Origin of the sequence: Paenarthrobacter sp. TE4293, from assembly GCF_050435325.1 — a bacterium.
Lineage (GTDB): Bacteria > Actinomycetota > Actinomycetes > Actinomycetales > Micrococcaceae > Arthrobacter > Arthrobacter nitroguajacolicus_C.
Window position 1 is genome coordinate 14,891 of sequence record NZ_JBNJRY010000003.1, and the last position, 19,880, is coordinate 34,770.

General features: G+C 63.6%; 14 protein-coding genes. 3 read left to right on the top strand and 11 right to left on the bottom strand.

All coding sequences use genetic code 11. The features are described 5' to 3' along the window. Nucleotides 1-19: 19 nt before the first annotated feature. Both QF015_RS06390 and QF015_RS06395 read right to left on the bottom strand, forming a co-directional pair. The gene (locus QF015_RS06390) at nucleotides 20-1,774 is read right to left on the bottom strand and encodes a glycerol-3-phosphate dehydrogenase/oxidase (protein ID WP_429387841.1); all 1,755 of its coding nucleotides are present in this window, start codon (nucleotides 1,772-1,774) and stop codon (nucleotides 20-22) included. 128 nt (nucleotides 1,775-1,902) lie between these two features. Further along, complete coding sequence (locus QF015_RS06395; protein ID WP_310205840.1) at nucleotides 1,903-3,039, bottom strand: GuaB3 family IMP dehydrogenase-related protein; 1,137 nt, start codon at nucleotides 3,037-3,039, stop codon at nucleotides 1,903-1,905. Nucleotides 3,040-3,267: 228 nt separating this feature from the next. Here QF015_RS06395 and QF015_RS06400 point away from each other — a divergent pair, with 228 nt between their 5' ends. Next, on the top strand, nucleotides 3,268-3,918 hold the full coding sequence (locus QF015_RS06400; protein WP_310205843.1) for a hypothetical protein: 651 nt from the start codon (nucleotides 3,268-3,270) through the stop codon (nucleotides 3,916-3,918). Nucleotides 3,919-3,921: 3 nt separating this feature from the next. On the opposite strand, the gene QF015_RS06405 is transcribed toward QF015_RS06400, so the two are convergent. The 4 genes from QF015_RS06405 to QF015_RS06420 form a co-directional block, all read right to left on the bottom strand. Beyond that, nucleotides 3,922-5,799, bottom strand: a complete 1,878-nt coding sequence (locus QF015_RS06405; protein ID WP_429387844.1) for an ABC transporter ATP-binding protein — start codon at nucleotides 5,797-5,799, stop codon at nucleotides 3,922-3,924. Nucleotides 5,800-5,894: 95 nt separating this feature from the next. Beyond that, the gene (gene guaB / locus QF015_RS06410; protein WP_310205848.1) at nucleotides 5,895-7,406 is read right to left on the bottom strand and encodes an IMP dehydrogenase; all 1,512 of its coding nucleotides are present in this window, start codon (nucleotides 7,404-7,406) and stop codon (nucleotides 5,895-5,897) included. A 269-nt stretch (nucleotides 7,407-7,675) separates the two neighbouring features. Further along, a complete protein-coding gene (locus tag QF015_RS06415; protein ID WP_429388463.1) occupies nucleotides 7,676-9,754 on the bottom strand; it encodes an acyltransferase family protein in 2,079 nt (692 codons plus the stop codon). Beyond that, nucleotides 9,754-11,811: an acyltransferase family protein gene (locus tag QF015_RS06420; RefSeq protein ID WP_429388465.1), complete on the bottom strand. Its 2,058-nt coding sequence runs from the start codon at nucleotides 11,809-11,811 to the stop codon at nucleotides 9,754-9,756. The genes QF015_RS06415 and QF015_RS06420 overlap by 1 nt, the downstream gene beginning before the upstream one ends. Before the next feature lie 226 nt (nucleotides 11,812-12,037). Here QF015_RS06420 and QF015_RS06425 point away from each other — a divergent pair, with 226 nt between their 5' ends. Continuing rightward, the gene (locus tag QF015_RS06425) at nucleotides 12,038-13,015 is read left to right on the top strand and encodes a DUF389 domain-containing protein (protein ID WP_310205853.1); all 978 of its coding nucleotides are present in this window, start codon (nucleotides 12,038-12,040) and stop codon (nucleotides 13,013-13,015) included. Here the strand turns inward: QF015_RS06425 and QF015_RS06430 are convergent. From QF015_RS06430 to QF015_RS06450, 5 genes are all read right to left on the bottom strand, one after another. Continuing rightward, complete coding sequence (locus QF015_RS06430) at nucleotides 12,928-14,058, bottom strand: flavin-containing monooxygenase (RefSeq protein WP_429387848.1); 1,131 nt, start codon at nucleotides 14,056-14,058, stop codon at nucleotides 12,928-12,930. The two genes, QF015_RS06425 and QF015_RS06430, sit on opposite strands and share 88 nt — an antisense overlap. Before the next feature lie 144 nt (nucleotides 14,059-14,202). Then, a complete protein-coding gene (locus QF015_RS06435) occupies nucleotides 14,203-15,837 on the bottom strand; it encodes a LuxR C-terminal-related transcriptional regulator (RefSeq protein ID WP_429387850.1) in 1,635 nt (544 codons plus the stop codon). Between the two features lie 177 nt (nucleotides 15,838-16,014). Further along, nucleotides 16,015-17,628, bottom strand: coding sequence for a chaperonin GroEL (gene groL / locus QF015_RS06440; protein WP_310205862.1), 1,614 nt, complete (start codon nucleotides 17,626-17,628; stop codon nucleotides 16,015-16,017). Nucleotides 17,629-17,712: 84 nt separating this feature from the next. Further along, nucleotides 17,713-18,009, bottom strand: coding sequence for a co-chaperone GroES (gene groES, locus QF015_RS06445; protein WP_011775524.1), 297 nt, complete (start codon nucleotides 18,007-18,009; stop codon nucleotides 17,713-17,715). 192 nt (nucleotides 18,010-18,201) lie between these two features. Next, entirely contained in the window at nucleotides 18,202-18,564 is a 363-nt protein-coding gene (locus tag QF015_RS06450; RefSeq protein WP_429387854.1) for a hypothetical protein, read from the bottom strand. 67 nt (nucleotides 18,565-18,631) lie between these two features. On the opposite strand from QF015_RS06450, the gene QF015_RS06455 reads away from it, so the two are divergent. After that, entirely contained in the window at nucleotides 18,632-19,861 is a 1,230-nt protein-coding gene (locus QF015_RS06455; RefSeq protein ID WP_429387857.1) for a THUMP-like domain-containing protein, read from the top strand. Nucleotides 19,862-19,880 lie beyond the last annotated feature (19 nt).

Here is a 19,880-nt window from a genome sequence, read left to right on the forward strand (position 1 = left end):
CCGCATGTTCCTGAGCTGGTCAGCGAAGGGGAACGATGTCATCCACTCCCATGCGCGCGGCATCCGCCGATTCGTCGTCGGGCTGCTGCTGACTGAGCCGTTCAGCTTCCACGCGTGCCAGGTAGTGCTTGATTTCGCTTTCGCGCTGAGTCTCGCTCCAGCCAAGGATTTCTCCCATCAGCTTAGCTACTACGGGCAGGGCAGACACACCCCGGTCCCACGATTCGATGGAAATCCGCGTTCGGCGCGTCAAAACGTCGTGCACGTGCCGGGCGCCCTCGTGGGTGGTCGCATAGACGACTTCCGCAGCAAGATAATCGTCGGCACCAGGCAGGGGCTCACCCAATTCCGGACGCTGGGAGATCAACTCCAGCACTTCCGGGGTCATGGACCCGTAACGGTTCAGGAGGTGCTCCACCCGCGCCACGTGGACGCCGGCCTGCTCCGCTGAACGGCCCCGTCGGTTCCAGGCCGCTTTGAAGCCTTCTGCGCCAAGCAAGGGAATGGTCTCGGTGCAGCTGGGCGGAACTCGTTCGTCCATGGCCCTGGTTGCCTCGTCCACGGCGTCCTTGGCCATGACCCGGTAGGTAGTGTATTTGCCGCCGGCAACCACCACGAGACCAGGAACAGGATGGGCCACCACGTGCTCCCGCGAGAGCTTGGCAGTGGAATCGTTCTCGCCTGCCAGCAGCGGCCGAAGACCGGCGTAGACCCCTTCCACGTCTTCCCTGGTCAGTGGGCGCTTAAGCACCTTGTTGACGTGCTCCAGGACGTAGTCGATGTCCTTGCTCGAGGCTGCGGGATGGGCCTTGTCCAACGTCCAGTCGGTATCGGTGGTGCCGATGATCCAGTGACGGCCCCAGGGAATCACGAAAAGCACTGATTTTTCGGTACGCAGGATCAGACCCACAGTGGACTGGAAACGGTCGCGCGGCACCACCAAGTGGATGCCCTTGGAGGCCCGGACCTTGAGCTGGCCACGGTCCGTGACCATGGCCTGTGTTTCGTCCGTCCAGACTCCGGTGGCATTGACCACTTGCTTTGCCCGTACTTCGAAGACATCGCCGTCTTCCTGGTTTTCGAGCTTCGCACCCACCACGCGTTCCCCCTCGCGGAGGAAGTCCACGACGCGCAGGCGGTTGGCAGCGTGGGCGCCATAGTGGGCTGCGGTTCGGACCACGTTGACCACCAGGCGGGCGTCGTCCACTTGTGCGTCGTAGTACCGGATCGACCCCACGAACGCGTCATCCTTCAGGCTGGGCGCCGCCCGCAGCGTTCCACGCTTGAACAGGTGTTTGTGCATGGGAACCCCGCGGCTGTGCCCGGAGGTCAGGCCCAGGGTGTCGTACAGCATGATGCCCGCGCCGACGTAGGGACGTTCCCAGAACCGGTGCGTCAGCGGGTAGAGGAACGGCACGGGGCGCACCAGGTGGGGTGCGATCTGCTGGATCAGCAGGCCGCGCTCCTGGAGTGCCTCCTGGACCAGGCCGAAGTCGAGCATCTCCAAATACCTGAGTCCGCCGTGGATGAGCTTGGAGGACCGTGACGAGGTGCCCGACGCCCAGTCCCGGGCTTCAACGATGCCTACCGAGAGGCCGCGGGTGACGGCATCGAGGGCTGCACCGGCCCCCACCACGCCGCCGCCGACGATCAGGATGTCGAGCTCCTTACCGGCTTCCGCGGTGGCTTTCAGGACTTCGATCGATGCGGCACGGGATTCCGGGCTCAGTGCTCCCGGGGAACTCGCCTGTGGACCGCCTGCGACATTGCTCATCGGACCCCTCCTCAAACGCAACAGCTGGTAGTCCCCTACCCTACTTGCTGCCCGCCGCCTTGGGCAGGGCAACAGTCACAGACGCTCAAGCGGCAGGACCTGCCGGCTCATCACAGGGCGGCGTCCAATCAGTTTCCGGCGTAGGGCGAGACCACGACGTCGACCCGCTGGAACTCCTTGAGGTCCGAGTAGCCGGTGGTTGCCATGGAACGGCGCAGGGCACCGATGAGGTTGGAGGTGCCGTCGGTGTGGTGGCCGGGTCCGAAGAGGACCTCTTCCAGCGGACCGACAGTACCGACGTTGACGCGGTCGCCGCGGGGTGTTTCCAGGTGGTGCGCTTCCGGACCCCAGTGCCAGCCGCGGCCAGGAGCTTCTTCAGCGCGTGCCAGGGCACTGCCGAGCATGACGGCGTCGGCGCCCATGGCGATGGCCTTGACGATGTCGCCCGAGCTGCCCATGCCGCCGTCGGCAATAACGTGGACGTAGCGGCCACCGGACTCATCCATGTAGTCGCGGCGTGCCGCAGCGACGTCGGAGATCGCCGACGCCATGGGCGAATGGATGCCCAGGGCACGGCGGGTGGTAGTGGTTGCACCGCCACCGAAGCCCACCAGGACACCAGCTGCGCCGGTGCGCATGAGGTGCAGGGCAGGCGTGTAACCTGCTGCACCGCCCACGATCACGGGGACGTCGAGTTCATAAATGAACTGCTTGAGGTTCAGGGGTTCGTGGTTCTTGGAGACGTGCTCGGCCGATACCGTGGTTCCACGGATCACAAAGATGTCGACGCCGGCAGCCACCACGGTCTTGTAGTGTTCCTGGGTGCGCTGCGGGGTCAGGGAGCCGGCCACCGTAACGCCTGCGGCGCGGATCTCGGCGAGGCGGGAACTGATGAGTTCCGGCTGGACGGGCGCCTGGTAGAGGTCCTGCATGCGTCGGGTGACGGCCGGGCTGCTGGTCTCATCAGCCAGGTCGGCGATCTCATCGAGTACCTTCTGCGGGTCCTCGTAGCGGGTCCACAGGCCTTCGAGATCCAGGACGCCAAGGCCACCGAGGCGGCCGAACGCGATTGCTGTGTCCGGGGACATCACGGAGTCCATGGGAGCGGCGATCACGGGAGTGTCGAACTTGTAGGCGTCGATCTGCCAGGAGACAGAGACGTCCTTCGGGTCACGCGTCCGGCGGTTCGGGACGATCGCGATGTCATCCAGGGAGTAGGCACGACGCCCACGCTTGCCACGGCCAATCTCAATCTCATAAGTCACGGCTCTTACTTTACTGGACCCCTCCCAGAACCCCGATTCGACAGATAAACACTTCACAAAGTGTGCGAATGACCCCGGTGGATGTCCCACCTGATCAAGCCGCTTCCTAAACTGGACACAAACCGCTTAGGGGAAGGCAGCAATGACCACTCAGGACGATGAACTTCAGGTGTCGGCCAACACCGGCCAAGAGCTCCTTGCTGTCATTGCGTTGGAGCCGTACCCCGGATGAGCTATCGGACTGGCCCCGCTCCGCTCCCCTATTCTTCGCACCCTCTGGACTATTGGCTTTCCCCGGAGCTCTCGGCCATCACTCCGTCCAGTGCGCGCTCCCGCCTGCGTGAACTCGCCGGCGCGCGCGGCTCCCTGATGGGCGCCTGGGCTGCCGGAATCGGGGTCGGCGTATTCCTCGTTCTCCTGGGCGCCTTCCTCGCCATTCGGCTCGGCACGTTGGCGCCTGTCCCCTCCCTCAGCCTTCCCGGTGCGGCGATCACCGTGCTCAGCTGCGTCTTCTACGCGCGGGTGCGGGACCGTTTGCCTCGAACAATCCGGGCCTACGTTAATCGTGGGCCAGGGAGCCTGCGGGGAGCTCTTTCCTTCGTGGGCTTCGTCCTGATTGCCTTCACAGGGCTGTTCGCCCTCGTGGCTAAACCATCGAACTGGCAGGATCCCGCTGCCCTGCTGACGTTGGCCACGGTCCTTGCGTTCATGATCTGCCTCCTCGTGGCCGCGATCATCGTCCCGGCCACCATCATGGGCCGGTCCCGGGAATCACTCCGCAGCAAGGCCGCACATGATCCCCGCTTCCGGGCGCTTCTGGAACAGGACCTTGCCACCTGGCGTGACCCCTATGGCGATGCCGGGTACGGCCCCCTCTAAATCTCAGGGCGTATTCTGGCTCGTCTCGTCAACGGAGAGCTGGGACTCGAACATCCGGAAGTAGCGTCCCCTCAACGCCACCAACTCCTTGTGTGTCCCCTGCTCCGCGATGCGGCCGTCCTCCAGCATGTAGACAATGTCGGCTTTCTCGATGGTGGCAAGGCGGTGGCTGATGGCGATGATGGTGCTGCTTCTGTCGGCGAAAAGCCGGGTGAAGATGCGGTGCTCAGCGAGGGCGTCAATGGCGGAGGTGGGTTCGTCCATGACCATGAACGAGGCATCGCGGTAGAAGTTGCGTGCCATCGCCAGCCGCTGCCATTGCCCGCCGGACAGGCCACTGCCCTTGCGCCCGCGGGGATCCTCCATCCAGTTGCTGACGTGGTTTTCCAGGCCGTTGGGCAGCTTGTTGATGAATTCCATGGCCTCGGCATCGGAGGCTGCCCTCCGGATACGGTCATCGTCCCGTGGCTGGTCCACGTCGCCGAGGTAGATATTCTCCGCCGCGGTAGCAAACTCGTACTTCAGGAACTCCTGGCTCAGCACAGCGAGGTGCCGGTGCCAGCTGGTGACATCAATGCCGGCAAGGTCGACGCCGTCCAGCAATACCTGGCCCGAATCGGGACGGTACAGGCCCGCCAGGATACGAATGAGCGTGGACTTGCCTGCGCCATTCTCGCCCACGATCGCAATATGCTGGCCGGCCTTGATGGTCATCGATATCCCCTTGATGACCTCGATATCGCTGCCGGTGTAACTGAAACGGATATCCCTGAGTTCCACCGTCCGGGGCGATGCAGCCAGGGGTTGTTCGTTGCCGCTGGGCACAGGTAGTGCCATGAAGAGCTCATAATCCTTGAGGTTGGCGAGGTCCTCGTCAATGGAACTCAAGGAAGAAACAAGGTTGTTGGCCGTTGACAGCGCCCGGCTCACGATCTGCTGTACATAGAGGAACTGGCCCACAGGCTGGGCCCTCGCGATGATCTGGCCGACAACCCAGATCAGGGACACCACCTCGGCGCCGTACTGGAGGGCGTCCGCGGCCAGCTGTTTGGGAATGTACCGCTTCTGGAAATCGAGTCGCCGCCGTTCGTCGGCATCCCGGAGCCGTGACCGGAGGTCCATAAGGTAGCCCACGATTCCGTACAGGCGCATCTCGGCAATGTGCTGTGGCCTCAACAGGTTCTGCTCGATCATCCGGCGTTGCCGCCGCGAATCCACCTGGGTGTTCCAGTGCGCGATTTGCTCACGGGAGAGTTTGAACTGCAGATACACGCTGGGCACGATCGCCACCAGGACAATGACGGCGATCCACCAACTGACCAGGACGAGCGCACCGATGGCGAGGATGACGGACACCAACTGGGTGAAGATCGCTGCTATCCGGTCCAGCACACGGGCGTAGGAGTCGGAAAACCGTTTGGCACGGTCGTAGAGGTCCACCGTCTCCTTGTCGTCATAGCGCCAGAATTCCAGGGCCAGGAATCGCTGGTACATCATGTCCCCCACGATCGCGCCGACTTTGAAGCTCATGAGCTGCTGGATGTAGCGGTCGACGCTGCTGAAAGCACCCCAGAACAACCCCAGCGCCGCGGTGATGATGACGTACAGGATCGCCTGCGGACCGGCGTCGGGGTCCCCGGCATAACCGGCCGCGAGGGCGGTGGTGGTCAGGGCCGCAAAATAGGTGGTGACCAAGGGAAGCGTTGCGGAGATCAGCGAGCCAAGCACCTTCATGACCACCGCGACGGGCGACGCTTTGAAGCTGACCTTCAGGACTTGCCCGACGGCGCGTGCGTAAGGACGCAGCGCCAACTTGCGGGGCGGCGTCGACTTCAGCCGGACGGACTCCGGGTGCCGCGGTTGCGCGGACTTTTCAGACATGACCCCAGCCTATTCTCATGGGCCGGCATTTCTGCTGGACCGCTTAAACAAAGGTTCCCCGCGGAGATGACTCCGCGGGGAACTGTTCAGACCGATCAGCGGGAACCGTAGTTCGGCGCCTCGACGGTCATCTGGATGTCGTGCGGGTGCGATTCCTTCAGGCCGGCAGGGGTGATGCGGACAAACTTGCCGCGCGCCTTGAGCTCGGGAATGGTGGGAGCACCGGTGTAGAACATGGTCTGGCGGAGGCCGCCGACCAACTGGTATGCCACCGAGGCCAGCGGGCCACGGAAGGCAACCCGGCCCTCGATGCCTTCGGGGATGAGCTTGTCGTCGCCGGAAACGTCAGCCTGGAAGTAGCGGTCCTTGGAGTAGGAGGTGTTCTTGCCGCGGGACTGCATGGCACCCAGGGAGCCCATGCCGCGGTAGCTCTTGAACTGCTTTCCGTTGACGAAGATGAGGTCGCCCGGGGACTCCTCACAACCGGCCAGGAGGGAGCCGAGCATTACCGTGTCGGCACCGGCAACCAGCGCCTTACCGATGTCGCCCGAGTACTGCAGTCCGCCGTCGGCAATCAACGGAACGCCGGCCGGAATGGCAGCCTTGGCGGACTCGTAGATAGCGGTGATCTGCGGGACACCAACGCCTGCCACCACGCGGGTGGTGCAGATGGATCCCGGGCCGACACCAACCTTGATGCCGTCGGCACCGGCGTCGATCAGGGCCTGGGCACCTTCACGGGTTGCGGCCTGGCCACCGATGATGTCCACGTGGGCAGCAATCGGATCCGACTTGAGGCGGCGGATCATGTCCAGCACACCTTGGGAGTGGCCGTTGGCGGTGTCCACGAACAGGGCGTCCACGCCGGCGTCGATGAGCTTCATGGCGCGCTCCCAGCCGTCGCCGAAGAAGCCGATGGCAGCACCGACGCGCAGGCGGCCTTCGTCGTCCTTGGTGGCCAGCGGGTACTGCTCTGCCTTGGTGAAGTCCTTGGTGGTGATGAGGCCCTTAAGGCGGCCCTGCTCGTCAACCAGCGGGAGCTTCTCGATCTTGTTGGTAGCCAGCTTGTGCGAGGCTTCTTCGCGGCTGATGCCAACATGCCCGGTGATGAGCGGCATCTTGGTCATGGCGTCGCTGACGCTGCGCAGCGGGAATTCCGACTCAGGAATGAAGCGGGTGTCGCGGTTGGTGACAATGCCCAGCAGGCGTCCGTCGGTGTCCACCACGGGAAGGCCGGAGACGCGGTAGCGCGAGCACAGTTCATCCAGCTCTTCCAAGGTGGCCTGCGGGCCAATGGTCAGCGGGTTGGTGATCATGCCCGATTCGCTGCGCTTGACGCGGTCGACGTGCTCGGCCTGGTCGTCGATGGAAAGGTTGCGGTGAACGACACCCAAGCCGCCCTGGCGGGCCATGGCGATGGCCATGCGGGACTCGGTCACGGTGTCCATGGCTGCTGACAGCAGCGGGGTCTGGACGGAGATGCGCTTGGAGATGCGGGACGACGTGTCGGCGTCCGACGGGATGACGTCGGTGTGGCCCGGGAGCAACAGGACATCGTCGTACGTGAGGCCGATCAGGCCAAAGGGATTGTGTTCGGGCTCGGTCATGAGTGTGCGCCTCTTACCTGGGTTCTTGGGGGCTTAACTGGTAGGGGTTGCAACTGATGACCAGCCCGTCATTACGGGACTGGCCTGTGCATCGGTACTACGGCTTCGGAACTGCAGCACACGTACTGCAAAACTGAAGGTGCGGCCGGGTATTGAATAAATAGTAGAACCTCCGCGCCAATCGCCATATTCCGCGACGCCCGAGTGTGAGCAACAGCATAGGCGGCAGGCCGGCGTCGTGCGTGTCGGAACCCGGCTGAACGCCGAATCTAGCCGGCGGACCAGCCAGTAGCTGCCAGGAGCCGCTCCTCGAACATGGGGATCATGCTCTGGACGTAGGTCTTGGTGAGGTGGTTGTCGTCCTTGTAGACGTAGACGTTGCCCACCACGGCCGGACACGTCCCCTGCTCGCAGATGAAATCGCTCATATCCATCAGGTAGAGCCGTTCCACCTTGCCCACGTAGTCGTCCAGCGGCGACGATGCGGCCAGCGATTCCTCCAACGGAGCATTGCAGTCCGGGGAATCGGGACCCTTTTTCTGCACGCACTCAGGCATGTTGATGCTGAACCGGGGGTTGTCCCGCACGCCCACAACGTCGATACCCGCATCGGTGAACGGCTGGATGCCCTCGAGATAGCCGGGGACTTCGGTCTCAAAGGGCTCGGTGGCGTGGGTCAACGACGCCACCGTGAACACAGCATCCGGCTTGTGCTCCATGACGTAGGCGGCGCTGGCCTTGTTGAATTCGTTGCAGTCGTCCGTCCGTTCAGGGGACTCGGCGCCGAACCGGCAACTGCCTTTCAGGAGCGTCACCACTTCCCAGCCGTGCTGCTTGGCGATCGGGCCCAGGGCAGCCATGTACTGCTGGGCGTGCGAATCGCCGAGCACCACAATCTCCTTGGTGACGTTCTCGGGCTCGTCGTTCTGCAGGCAGCCCTCCAGCAATGGGTCCGTGGGCACGTTGTCACCGGTGCACAGTCCGTCAATGTCCGCCCACTCGTCCTTCATCGCGGCCGGCGCCGGGATGATCATCGCTTCCTGGGTAGGTTCTCCAACGAACTGCGGGGACAGGGCTGCCGCTCCGGGTGTCAGTTCCTTGGGCTGGCCGGCGATCGCCGCACTTTCCGAGGCAATGGCACCCTGCCAGACGGTGACAGGCAGCGCCAGCAGCGCACCGCAGGAGGCAATCACGACGGCGGCACGCCAGGACCGTACGTCCGGCCACTTCCAGCTGCGCAGGGGAACTTCGACGTACTTGGTGGTGGCAACGGCCAGCAGCATGGAGACGGCCATGATCCCCAGCCCCTGGAGGAGGCTGGGTGTGGTGGTCCCGGACACGAGCAAGAAGAAGACCAGGACCGGCCAATGCCAGAGGTAGAGGGCGTAGGAGTTGTCCCCCACCACCACCAGCGGCCGCGAACTCAAGAGACGGTCCGCACCGAAACGGCTGTGGCTCTGTCCGGCGACGATGACCGCCGCTGCGGCGAGGGTGGGCCAGAGCGCGATGAATCCGGGGAAAGAGCGGTCCACGGTGAGGACCAACCCGCAGGCGAGCATGGCCGTGATGCCTGCCCACCCCAGGAACACACGAAGCCGGCGTCCGGGTTTCAGGTACGGAAGAGCCAGGGCGAGCAAGGAACCCAGGGCGAACTCCCAGAGCCGGGCACGGGTGTCGAAATACGCCACGGCCTGGTTGGTGGTGGTCTGCTCGATGGAGTACGCGAGTGATGCCACGAAGACAAGCCCGAACGCCACGATCAGGAGCGTCCGGTGGGTCACAGCCTTCCGGCCAGGGAACAGCTTGGCCAATTGAGGCTGCAGCAAGGCAACGGCGGCAAAGACCAGCGGCCACAGAATGAACACCTGGCCTTGGACGGACAGGGACCAGAAGTGTTGGAGCGGGCTCGCCCCCGAATGGTCCTGGGCGTAGTAGTCCACTGCCGTGTCCGCCAACTGCCAGTTCTGCCGGTAGAGCAGCGACGCCCAGGCCTCGGCCAGTACATCCGGCCAACGGCTCTGCGGGATGAAAGCCCACGTGGCGGTCAAGACGCCCAACAGGACAACGACGACGGCGGGCAGCAGCCGCTTGAACACGTGCAACCAGTGCCGCAGGAGCCTCAACGGCTTCCCGTTTTCGAGTTTTCGCGTGAACGACAACGTCAGCAGGAAGGCTGAGATCAACAGGAAGACATCCACTCCGCCGGAAACCCGGCCGAGCCAAATATGGTACGCCGCCACCATCAGCACAGCCAGTGCCCGCAGGCCCTGGACCTCCGGCCGGAAACCGGGCTTCGCCGTCGTGCGTTTCTCCTGGGAAGGTGCCGTCGCGGCAGTAGGTGCGGCCATCATCGCTGCCACCCCGTCGCGGCAAACCACCTTTCCTCAAACATCCCGGCCATGCTGGTCACATACGTTTTGGAGAGATGGTTGTCGTCCAGATACACGAACACGTTTCCCACCACGCTTGGGCATGTAATGCCGTCGCAGAGGAGGTCTGTCATGTCCAGGAAAGCTGCGTTGCCGAAACTCCCCTGTACGGCGGCAAAAGGACTTTCTGCAGCCAGGACCTCCGGCTGGTCCGATTTGCACTCGGCGCTGTCCACGCCCTTGGACAGGGCACATTCGGTGACGTTGTAGTCGTAGCGCGGGTTATCGCGAATGGCCACGACGCCGATGCCAAGATCATTGAAGTTGGTCACCGTCTGCTCAAAGCCGTACACCAACTGCTCATCCGGCGAGGACGGCGACGCCATGGTTCCCACCATGAAGACGGCGTCCGGTGCTTTGTCCGCTGCGTAGCGGAAGGCTGCGGCGTTGAAGTCATTGCAGCCTTTGTCGGCATCCGGGTTGTCCGGCATGAAATGGCATCCCCCCAACAGGAGCGCCGTCACTTTCCAGTGTTCAGCCTCAGCCAAGGGGCCAAGGGCAGCCAGCCACTGCTGGGAGTGGGAGTCGCCCAACACCAGGATTTCCTTCGCGGCGGCGTCTCCCACGCCGTTCTGCTGGCATTTCTCCTGCAGTTGCTTGTCGTCCGGCTTCGTTTCGCCCTCGCAGGGGCCGCCCAGGGTTGCCCAGTCTTCCGGGAGTTGCTCAGCGGTAGGAAGCGTCTTCGCACCATCGCTGACCAGGTCCACGTATCCGGGGACCAGCGCGTGGGCGCCGGGGTTGTCGTTAAACGCCTGGGCCTGGGCTGCTTTGAGGTCAAGGTCCTGCTTGTACTGGAACCCGAGCAGCGGCGTGCATGCCACGGCGAGGCAAGCGGCGATGGCGATGGCGGATCGGCGCCGATTGACCTCGGGCCACTTCCATTCCCGGAAGGGCTTTTCCACGTACTTGGTGGTCAGGAAGGCCAGCGCGAGTGACAAGGCGATGATCACTGTTCCCGACAGCCAGCCGGCGTGGTCCTTGCCGCTCCAGGCCAAGGCGATCACCAGGATGGGCCAGTGCCACAAATACAGTGCGTAGGAGTTGTCACCCAGCCGGACCAGGAACTTGGAACTCAGGATCCGGTCCACACCGAAACGGCTTCCGGTCTGGCCGGCAGCAATCACGGCTACGGCGGCGAGCGTGGGCCACAGGGCAACGAACCCGGGAAAGGCGGTCTGTACCTGCAGCAGGACACCGCAGCTGAGCATGGCCACCACGCCGATCCAGCCCATGACGACACGCACCGGCTTGGCGAAGTTCAACCCCGGAAGGATCAGCGCCAGCATCGTGCCCAAGGCGAATTCCCACAACCGCGCGAAGGTGTCGAAATACGCCACGGCCTGGTTGGTGGCCGTGAAGATCACGGAGTACGTGAGGGAAAGGACAAAAATGATCGCAAACACGTACGCGAGTGTGGCCCGGTACCTCAGGCTGAACCGGCGGCAAAGAACTGCCACCGTGGCGAAAATGACGGGCCACAGGATGAAAACCTGTCCCTGGATGGAGAGCGACCAGAAGTGCTGCAGCGGGCTGGCGAGGCTGTGGTCGGTGGCGTAATAGTTTACTGCCAGGCCTTGCAGGAGCCAGTTTTCGTAGTAGAACAATGCGGCCCAGGCCTGGTGGACCGCCTCTACCCAGCGTGTGGGAGGAAGGAAGGCGAACGTCGCCGCGAGCGTGGCCAGAAGAACCACGACGACGGCGGGCAGCAGCCTCCGGAACAGGTGCAGCCAGTGCCGCAGGAGATCCATCGGGCGGCCTTGCTTGTAGCGGCCGGTGAACTGCAGCGTCATCAAGAAGGCGGAAATGAGCAGGAACACGTCCACGCCTCCGGAAACGCGTCCGATCCAGATGTGGTAACTCACCACCATCAGGACGGCGAGGGATCTCAGGCCTTGGATCTCCGGGCGGAACTTCGACTTTGCAACGGGTCCGGAAGACCGCCTGCCGGCACGGGCAGGGGCTGGGATCGTTGGCATAGTCACGTTAGGCAGTTCCTCAAAGCTGTGGCACAAAGCATCAATCATACGCGGGTTGGCGGCCCCAACCCAGTCGGGGAGGTCTTTTGGACCGGCTGCCGAGGCTCAATTAGCTCAGGTCCAGCTATGAATTTTCCCAACCTTGCCTGTGCGTGGCCTGTGCCCGGATCACGGCAAACCGCACCTGACGGAACTACGCTGGAGCCGGACAGGAGGAAAGAAATCCATGATCGTTCAACTGCGTCTGTGTGTGCCGGCGGAGTTGTCGGACGCCGTCCTGGAGTGTTGCTCCGATCAAACCGGCATCGCCGAGGTGGCCGTCTACAGGGGTGCCTCCGTGGCGCCCCCCGGCGACGTGATCACCGCCCACATCGCCCGCGAATCCGCGGAAGAACTGATTGAACGGCTCCATGGGCTCAACATTCCGGAGGTTGGGTCGATCTCCATATCATCACCGGACCTGGTCCTGTCCGACCGCGCCGACGACGCCGAGGCGGATGCTCCTGGTGAGTCGGCAGACGCCGTCATCTGGGATGAGGTTTCCCGGCAGACGGGCGAGGACTCGAAACTGACGTGGAGCTTCCTGGCGTTCCTGGTGATTGCAACGCAATTGGCGGCGATAGGTATTGTGACCGATTCCACGATCGCGATTGTGGGGGCGATGGTGGTTGGTCCCGAGTTCGGGCCTTTGGCCGCGGTGGCTGTGGGACTGGTGGAACGGAAGTGGCGTTTGGTGCGTGCCTCCTTGCTTGCCTTGGGCGTCGGTTTCCCCTTGGCCATGGTGGTCACCGCACTTGCCGCATGGCTCTCAGTACCCCTCGGATTGTTCCCCGACGACACGCTGGACCGGGGATCCGCCGTCGAGTTCATCTATCATCCCGGCCCCTATTCACTGATCGTTGCCGCTTTGGCGGGAGCGGCCGGAATGCTGTCCATGATCAGCCATAGATCCTCGGCGTTGGTGGGTGTCTTCATCTCTGTGACCACCGTTCCTGCGGCCGGCTACGTTGCGGTGGCGTTGGTCCTCGGTGAATACAGCAAGGCGGCCGGATCCGCGATGCAGCTGGCACTGAACCTGGTGGGCATCGTGTCAGCTGCCGCTGCGGTGTTGCTGTTCTACCGGCTCATCGGCAAACGGGTGTCCTTGGCCCGGCGGCTGCCCGGTACCGGGCGGCGATCCGCTGCCAGGCGCCGGGCCAGGTAGCGGGCATCCCGGCAGACGCCGGGGAGCGTTGCCGAAGCTGCCGCGAAAAGGAATTCCTGGCCGATGAAGTACACCCCGGGAACGTCGCCGGCCACTCCCCTCCTCTGCACCGGCTCACCCTCGAGGTCGAAGACCGGCAGCTTCACCCATGAGTAATCCTCGTGGTAACCGGTGCACCAAATGACGTTCGCGGCTTCCACCCGCGTCCCGTCCTCAAGGACCGGCAAGCCTTCCGAGACGCCCGCCAGCCGCGAAACCATCTGCACTCCCGCGGCAGCCAGGTCCTTGGTTTTTGTCCGGATCAACGGAGCAGCCATGGACTTGAAGCCCGGAGCGGCCTTTCGTCCGATGGGCGTGTTGAGCGTAAGGACGTGGACGCCCAGGAATTTGACGACGGGCAAAGCAAAACGTGCTGCCGTCCGGCCGTGCTTCATCGGCATCTCACCACTGGGCTTGCCTGAAAGTACCGTCGAATGCGAGCGCACGACGTCCAAGGCGATCTCCGCCCCGGAGTTTCCGAGGCCGACCACCAACACTGTTCCGTCCCTCAGTTGCCCGGGATTCCTGTAATCCTGTGAATGCAGTTGGAGTATCCGGGGATCCAACTCGTCAGCGAAGGCAGGCTGCTTGGGAAGACGGTGCCCGCCGGTGGCAATCACGACGTTGCGCGTGTGCCACGTACGGTCGCCTGCCCTGACAGCGAAGCCCTCGCCCTCAGCCTGGATGTCCTCCACATGGACGCTGGAGACGAAGGGGAGGTCAAAGTGACGGACGTAGTCCTCCAGGTAGTCGGCCAGTTGGTCCTTGGTGGGGAAGGCAAGGCGGTCTCCGGGGAAAGGCCGTCCCGGTAGTCCGTCGTACTTGGCGGGGGTGAAGAGCCGGAGGGAGTCCCAGCGCCCACGCCATGCGTCTCCCGCCCTGGCGTTCTCATCCAGGATGACGAACTCCCGGCCTTCCCGGACCAGCCAGTAACCAAGCGCCAGGCCGGCCTGTCCGCCTCCGACGATCACGGTGTCCAGTTCTGTGTGCTGTTTCGAATCCATGGCTGGTCTTCCTTCCTCACGTGTGGTTCCGCAATGGGACCTGATACAGCCACGGTAGGTCTGCAGAGTCCGCCGCCGCGTCGGTCGCTTTGCGCATTCCTGGTGCCGGGGCATGGGTATTTCTACCCAGTCACCGGGGAGAGTTCAGTGGATCAGGCCGTGCTCGAAGGCGTAGCTGGTCGCAGCCGACCTCGACGGTACGGCCAGTTTGGACAGGATGTTGCTCACGTGCCGTGCCACCGTCTTCTCGCTCAGGTAAAGCTCCCGGGCAATAGTCCGGTTTGAATGTCCACCGGCCACCAGCCGAAGGACTTCCAACTCCCGGCCTGTCAGTGAGGACGTGCCTTTGCGTTTCTCGCCGGCGAGTTCCAGGACGTCGGCCACAGCCGGCAGGGCTCCAAGATCCGCGAACTCGGCTTTGGCCGCCTCGAACTCCATGGCCGCCGAGTCCGGATCGCCCAGCATGGCGCAAGCGCGGCCGGCAAGCACCCTGCAACGGGCCGCCTCGTAGGGGGCCTCCAGGCTGTACCAGATCCGCCAGGCGTTCCTCGATTCGCGGAGGGCGGCGCCTGAATCGCCCTCGGCCAGCAACACCTGCGCGGCCGCTTGGGAAGCTACGGCCAACTCAAGGGGCCGGTTTCCGTCGTGCAGAGGCCCGGAGAGTTCGTCCAGGGCTGCCCTGGCCGCTGCCACGTCTCCAAGGGACACTTCAATCTCGACGGCGGCAGGAAGCAAGCGGCGACGATTGGCGGTGTCTGTTCCCGCCAACGCACGTCGCATGGTGGCTCCGGCCTGCGACGCCTTATGCTGCGCCAACTGCAGGAACGCGATTCCCGGTACAGGCTCAAAACCCGTTCCGGCTGCTGTGGCATAGGCTTTCGCCGCTTCCTCCAGGAACCCCTGCAGGCGCAGGACTTCTCCTTGCTGGTACCAGGAACCGAACGTCGCGTCGGGATCGCCCTTCCTGACCCTGCCCTCGGCCGCACGTGCCACCGAAAGCGCCTCGTCCCACGCACCATGCAGGATGAGCAGCTCGGCCCGGTAGGCCTGGCATTGTCCGCTGAACATCACCATGTCCGGGCGCTCCCCGCACCAACGTTCCAACGCCGACGTCCATTCGTGGGCGCGCCGGACATCATGCGAGAGACGACAACTGCCCAGGACGGCACAGTAGATGATGCCGGACGGTATGGGTGACACCTCCCCCGAGCTGACCGAAACCATCACCTCATCGAGGAGCTGCAGCCCTTCCTCCATGCGTCCCAGGGAAACGCGCGAGGTGCCTACTCCAAGCTGGCCCAAGGCCTGCAGGTCCTTGTCGTGAAAGGACAGGCCCAGTTCCAACGCCCGGCTGAACAACTTATGGCCAGCCTCCGGGTTGCCGGCACGCAGCGACCCCAACGCAGCGGGAATGAGGAGATAGCCTTCGGCCGCGCACGGTCCCGGCATGCCTTCCAGCAGGTGCTTGGCGCGGGACAACCAGCCATTGCCCAGTGTTTGCTCACCCATGTCCATGAGGAACATCACCAGCCACGCGGCACAGCGGGCCGCGCCGTCAGTATCGCCCATGGTTAGGAATTCGTCATGCGCCCTGGCGAGGTACTCGACGCTGCGTGCATTCAAGCCAAGCAGCATCGCCACCGAAGCGGCCAGCTCAATGTCCTGGGCAGGGAGGCCACCCTCGGAATCAGCACGGGCGAGGCAATCAAGTGCATCGCTCCACCGGCGATCATGGAACGCTGAACGTCCCAGGTCCAAGTCTGTGTCCGGAGCTGTCATGGCTGACCCTGCGGGTGGTAGCGGCCCGGTTGATGCCCGAAGCCGCAGCGTTTAGCGTCAGGTTACCGCCGCCGTCGAACGCCCACAATAGCTCCGCCGGGCTTGCCTTCACGGTGCCCGGGGACGCACGAAGCCCCGGCCACGCGAACGTGACCGGGGCTTCGATGAAACAGGCTGCTAGTGGCTGTGGCCTGCGTGTGCGTCTTCTTCTTCAGCCGGCTTTTCAGCAACCAGGGTCTCGGTGGTGAGAACCAGGGCAGCAATGGAAGCGGCATTGCGGAGAGCCGAACGGGTGACCTTGACGGGGTCGATCACGCCAGCGGCGATCAGGTCCTCGTACTCGCCGGTCTTGGCATTGAAGCCGTGGTTGGCTTCCAGCTCAGAAACCTTTGCAACGACGACGAAGCCGTCGAAGCCGGCGTTCTGGGCGATCCAGCGCAAGGGCTGGATCAGGGCGCGGCGGACGATGCCGACAGCAGCAGCTGCGTCACCCTCCAGCGCCTTGACGGCCGGGGACTCATCCAGTGCCTTCAGCGCGTGGATGAGGGCTGAACCGCCACCGGAAACGATGCCTTCTTCAAGGGCTGCACGCGTGGAGGAAACAGCGTCCTCGATGCGGTGCTTCTTTTCCTTCAGCTCAACCTCGGTGGCTGCGCCGACCTTGATGACACCGATGCCGCCGGCCAGCTTGGCCAGGCGTTCCTGCAGCTTTTCCTTGTCCCAGTCGGAGTCCGTCCGGGTCAGTTCAGCACGAAGCTGTGCAACGCGGTCCGAAACGTCCTGGGCCGAGCCGGCACCGTCGACGATGGTGGTGTTGTCCTTGGTGACCGTGATGCGGCGCGCGGTACCGAGTACCTCGAGGCCAACGGTGTCCAGGGTCAGGCCGAGGTCCGGGGAAACAACCTGGGCGCCCGTGAGCGTGGCGATGTCCTGGAGCATGGCCTTGCGACGGTCACCGAAGCCCGGAGCCTTCACGGCTACGACGTTGAGCGTCCCGCGGATGCGGTTGACGATCAGCGTGGAGAGGGCTTCGCCTTCGATGTCTTCGGCAATGATGAAGAGCGGCTTGTTGGCCTGCAGCGCCTTCTCCAGAAGCGGCAGGAAGTCCTGCAGCGAGGAGATCTTGCCCTGGTTGATCAGGATGAGGGCGTCTTCGAGGACTGCTTCCTGGCGTTCTGCGTCGGTGACGAAGTACGGGGACAGGTAGCCCTTATCGAACTGCATGCCTTCAGTGAGGACCAGCTCGGTCTGCGTGGTGGAGGACTCTTCAATGGTGATGACACCGTCCTTGCCAACCTTGCCGAACGCTTCGGCGAGGAGCTCGCCGACTTCGTCGCTCTGCGCGGAGATGGCTGCGACGCTGGCAACCTGGGTGCCTTCGACTTCGCGGGCGTTCTCCAGCAGGCGGGCTGCGATGGCTTCAACGGAAACCTCGATGCCGCGCTTGATCTCGCCCGGAGCTGCGCCTGCAGCGACGTTGCGGAGGCCTTCCTTGACCAAAGCCTGTGCAAGCACTGTGGCTGTGGTGGTGCCGTCGCCGGCGACGTCGTTGGTCTTGGTGGCTACTTCCTTGGCCAGCTGGGCGCCAAGGTTCTCGTAGGGGTCGTCAAGCTCAACTTCACGGGCGATGGTGACGCCATCGTTGGTGATCGTGGGAGCGCCCCACTTCTTGTCCAGCACGACGTTGCGGCCGCGCGGGCCAAGCGTCACCTTGACAGTGTTGGCGAGCTTGTCGATACCGGCCTCAAGAGACCGGCGGGCAGCATCGTTAAAAGCAAGCTGCTTTGCCATGGTTGTGTCCTTTCAAGACAGAAAACCCGCACCGCTGACGGCTGGAATGATTCCAACGCGACGGCGGTGCGGGGCTCCGGGAAGTTACTTTACGACGATCGCAAGGACGTCGCGGGCGGACAGAACGAGGTACTCGTTGCCGCCGGTCTTGACTTCGGTTCCACCGTACTTGGAGTAGATGACGACGTCGCCAACAGCTACGTCAACCGGGACGCGGTTGCCGTTGTCATCGAAGCGGCCGGGGCCGATTGCAACAACTTCGCCTTCCTGCGGCTTCTCCTGTGCGGAGTCCGGAATGACCAGGCCGGAAGCCGTGGTCTGCTCTGCTTCGAGCGGGCGAACAACAATACGATCCTCAAGAGGCTTAATCGAGACCGACACTCGGACTCTCCTTTTCATGAGCTGATTCATGGACTAAGAACTAGGGTGCCGGAGCGTACAACCGTCGTCGCGGTGCCGGAAGACGCTTGGCGTGATTAGCACCCTCCGGGGGAGAGTGCTAACTAGACTCTATGTAAGGCGTTAGCACTCGGTCAAGGTGAGTGCCAGCATTTCGTCATCGGTGAACGCCCGTCAGCGGCCCGTGAGGTCATCCAGATCGTAGTCCTGGCCGTCGTCGTCCTCGTCAAGCGGGGCGTTGCCGCGGTTCAGGTAGAGGAGGACAGCGGCCGCAACAGCAACGACGCCGGAGATCACCAAGGTGATAATCCCGCCGGTGCGGGCCCCGGCATAGAGCTCGCGGATGTCCCGTGCTTCGTCGGTGGCATCGTTGACGCTCTTGCCGGCGACGGAATAGGTGGCTGCATTGAAGGAATCCAGCGCGAAGATGATGATCAGCAAGCCGATGCAGACCACGGCGATCACGGCTCCCGCTATGAGGGCGGGTCTCGCAAGCTTAATCATGGTGGAGGGTTGCGGGGCTGCGTTGTCTTCCATGAAAACAACCCTATCCGGCTGATTCGCCAGTCACGGTGTCAAGTGCCGCGCCGTTAGGCTTGATCCCATGCCTCATGCACCTCAGGAACAGATCGCACCCTTGCTGACCACTGAAGGATGGGAGCTTCTTGCTTCCTTGGGGCCCTATCGGGAGGCCGACTCGTTCTCCGTCAACGCTGAGCTCCGGAAAGCCGGCCACTCCCCGGAGCTCGTGGCCGCGGTCCTGACCCAATCCAGGCTTCGGACCCGCGCCGAGGCGAAATTCGGAGAGTTTGCCCGGCAGATGCTGTTCACCCAGGCCGGCTTGGAACAAGCCACGCGACTGAATGTCGCAGCCCGCCATGCCGAGCGTTTCGCCAAGGCCGGCATGACCCACGTGGCAGACCTCGGATGTGGATTGGGCGCCGATTCCATGGCGATGGCGTCCATGGACATCGCCGTCACAGCCGTGGAATTGGATGAAACCACGGCCGCCTGCGCCACCATCAACCTCATGCCGTTCCCGCATGCCACCGTCGTGCACGCAGATGCCACGTCCGTGGAACTGGACGGGATGGACGGCGTGTGGATGGACCCCGCCCGCCGGACCACGTCCACGTCCGGGACAAAGCGCATCTGGGACCCCGAGGCGTTTTCTCCCCCGATGTCCTTCGTGGAAGGCCTGGCGGCCACCGGGCGGGCCATCGGCGTCAAAATGGGGCCGGGCATCCCCCACGACTCCGTGCCCTCCGGCTGCGAGGCCCAGTGGGTTTCCGTGGGTGGCGACGTGACGGAAGTGACCTTGTGGTTCAACGCCGTGGCCCGTCCGGGCGTACGGCGGGCCGCCCTCGTCATTGGCAGCCAGGGCGCCGCTGAAATCACCAGCGGCGAGGATTTCGACGGCGGTCCTGTTGCCGCCGTCGGGCCCGTTGAAGGTTTCCTGTACGAACCCGATGGTGCGGTGATCCGCGCAGGCTTGGTGGCCGACGTCGCGGAGCGGCTGGGCGGGCATTTGGTGGATGAGCACATTGCCTATATTTGCGCTCCGGAGCTGCACGACACCCCGTTTGCCCGCGCCTACAAAGTGCTGGAGGTGATGCCGTACAACGTCAAGGTCCTCAAGGCCTGGGTGAAGACCAACGGCGTCACTGTGTTGGACATCAAGAAGCGCGGCACGGCAGTGACCCCCGAAGAGTTGCGGAAACAACTGCTTCCCAACAAACCCGGCAAGGGCAAGGGCGCGAAAACAGCCACCCTGGTCCTCACCAGGATCGGCGAGGAAAGAGTGGCTGTCGTCGTTGAGCCCGTGACCGCCTAGGCATCGGCGCCCAGTCCCG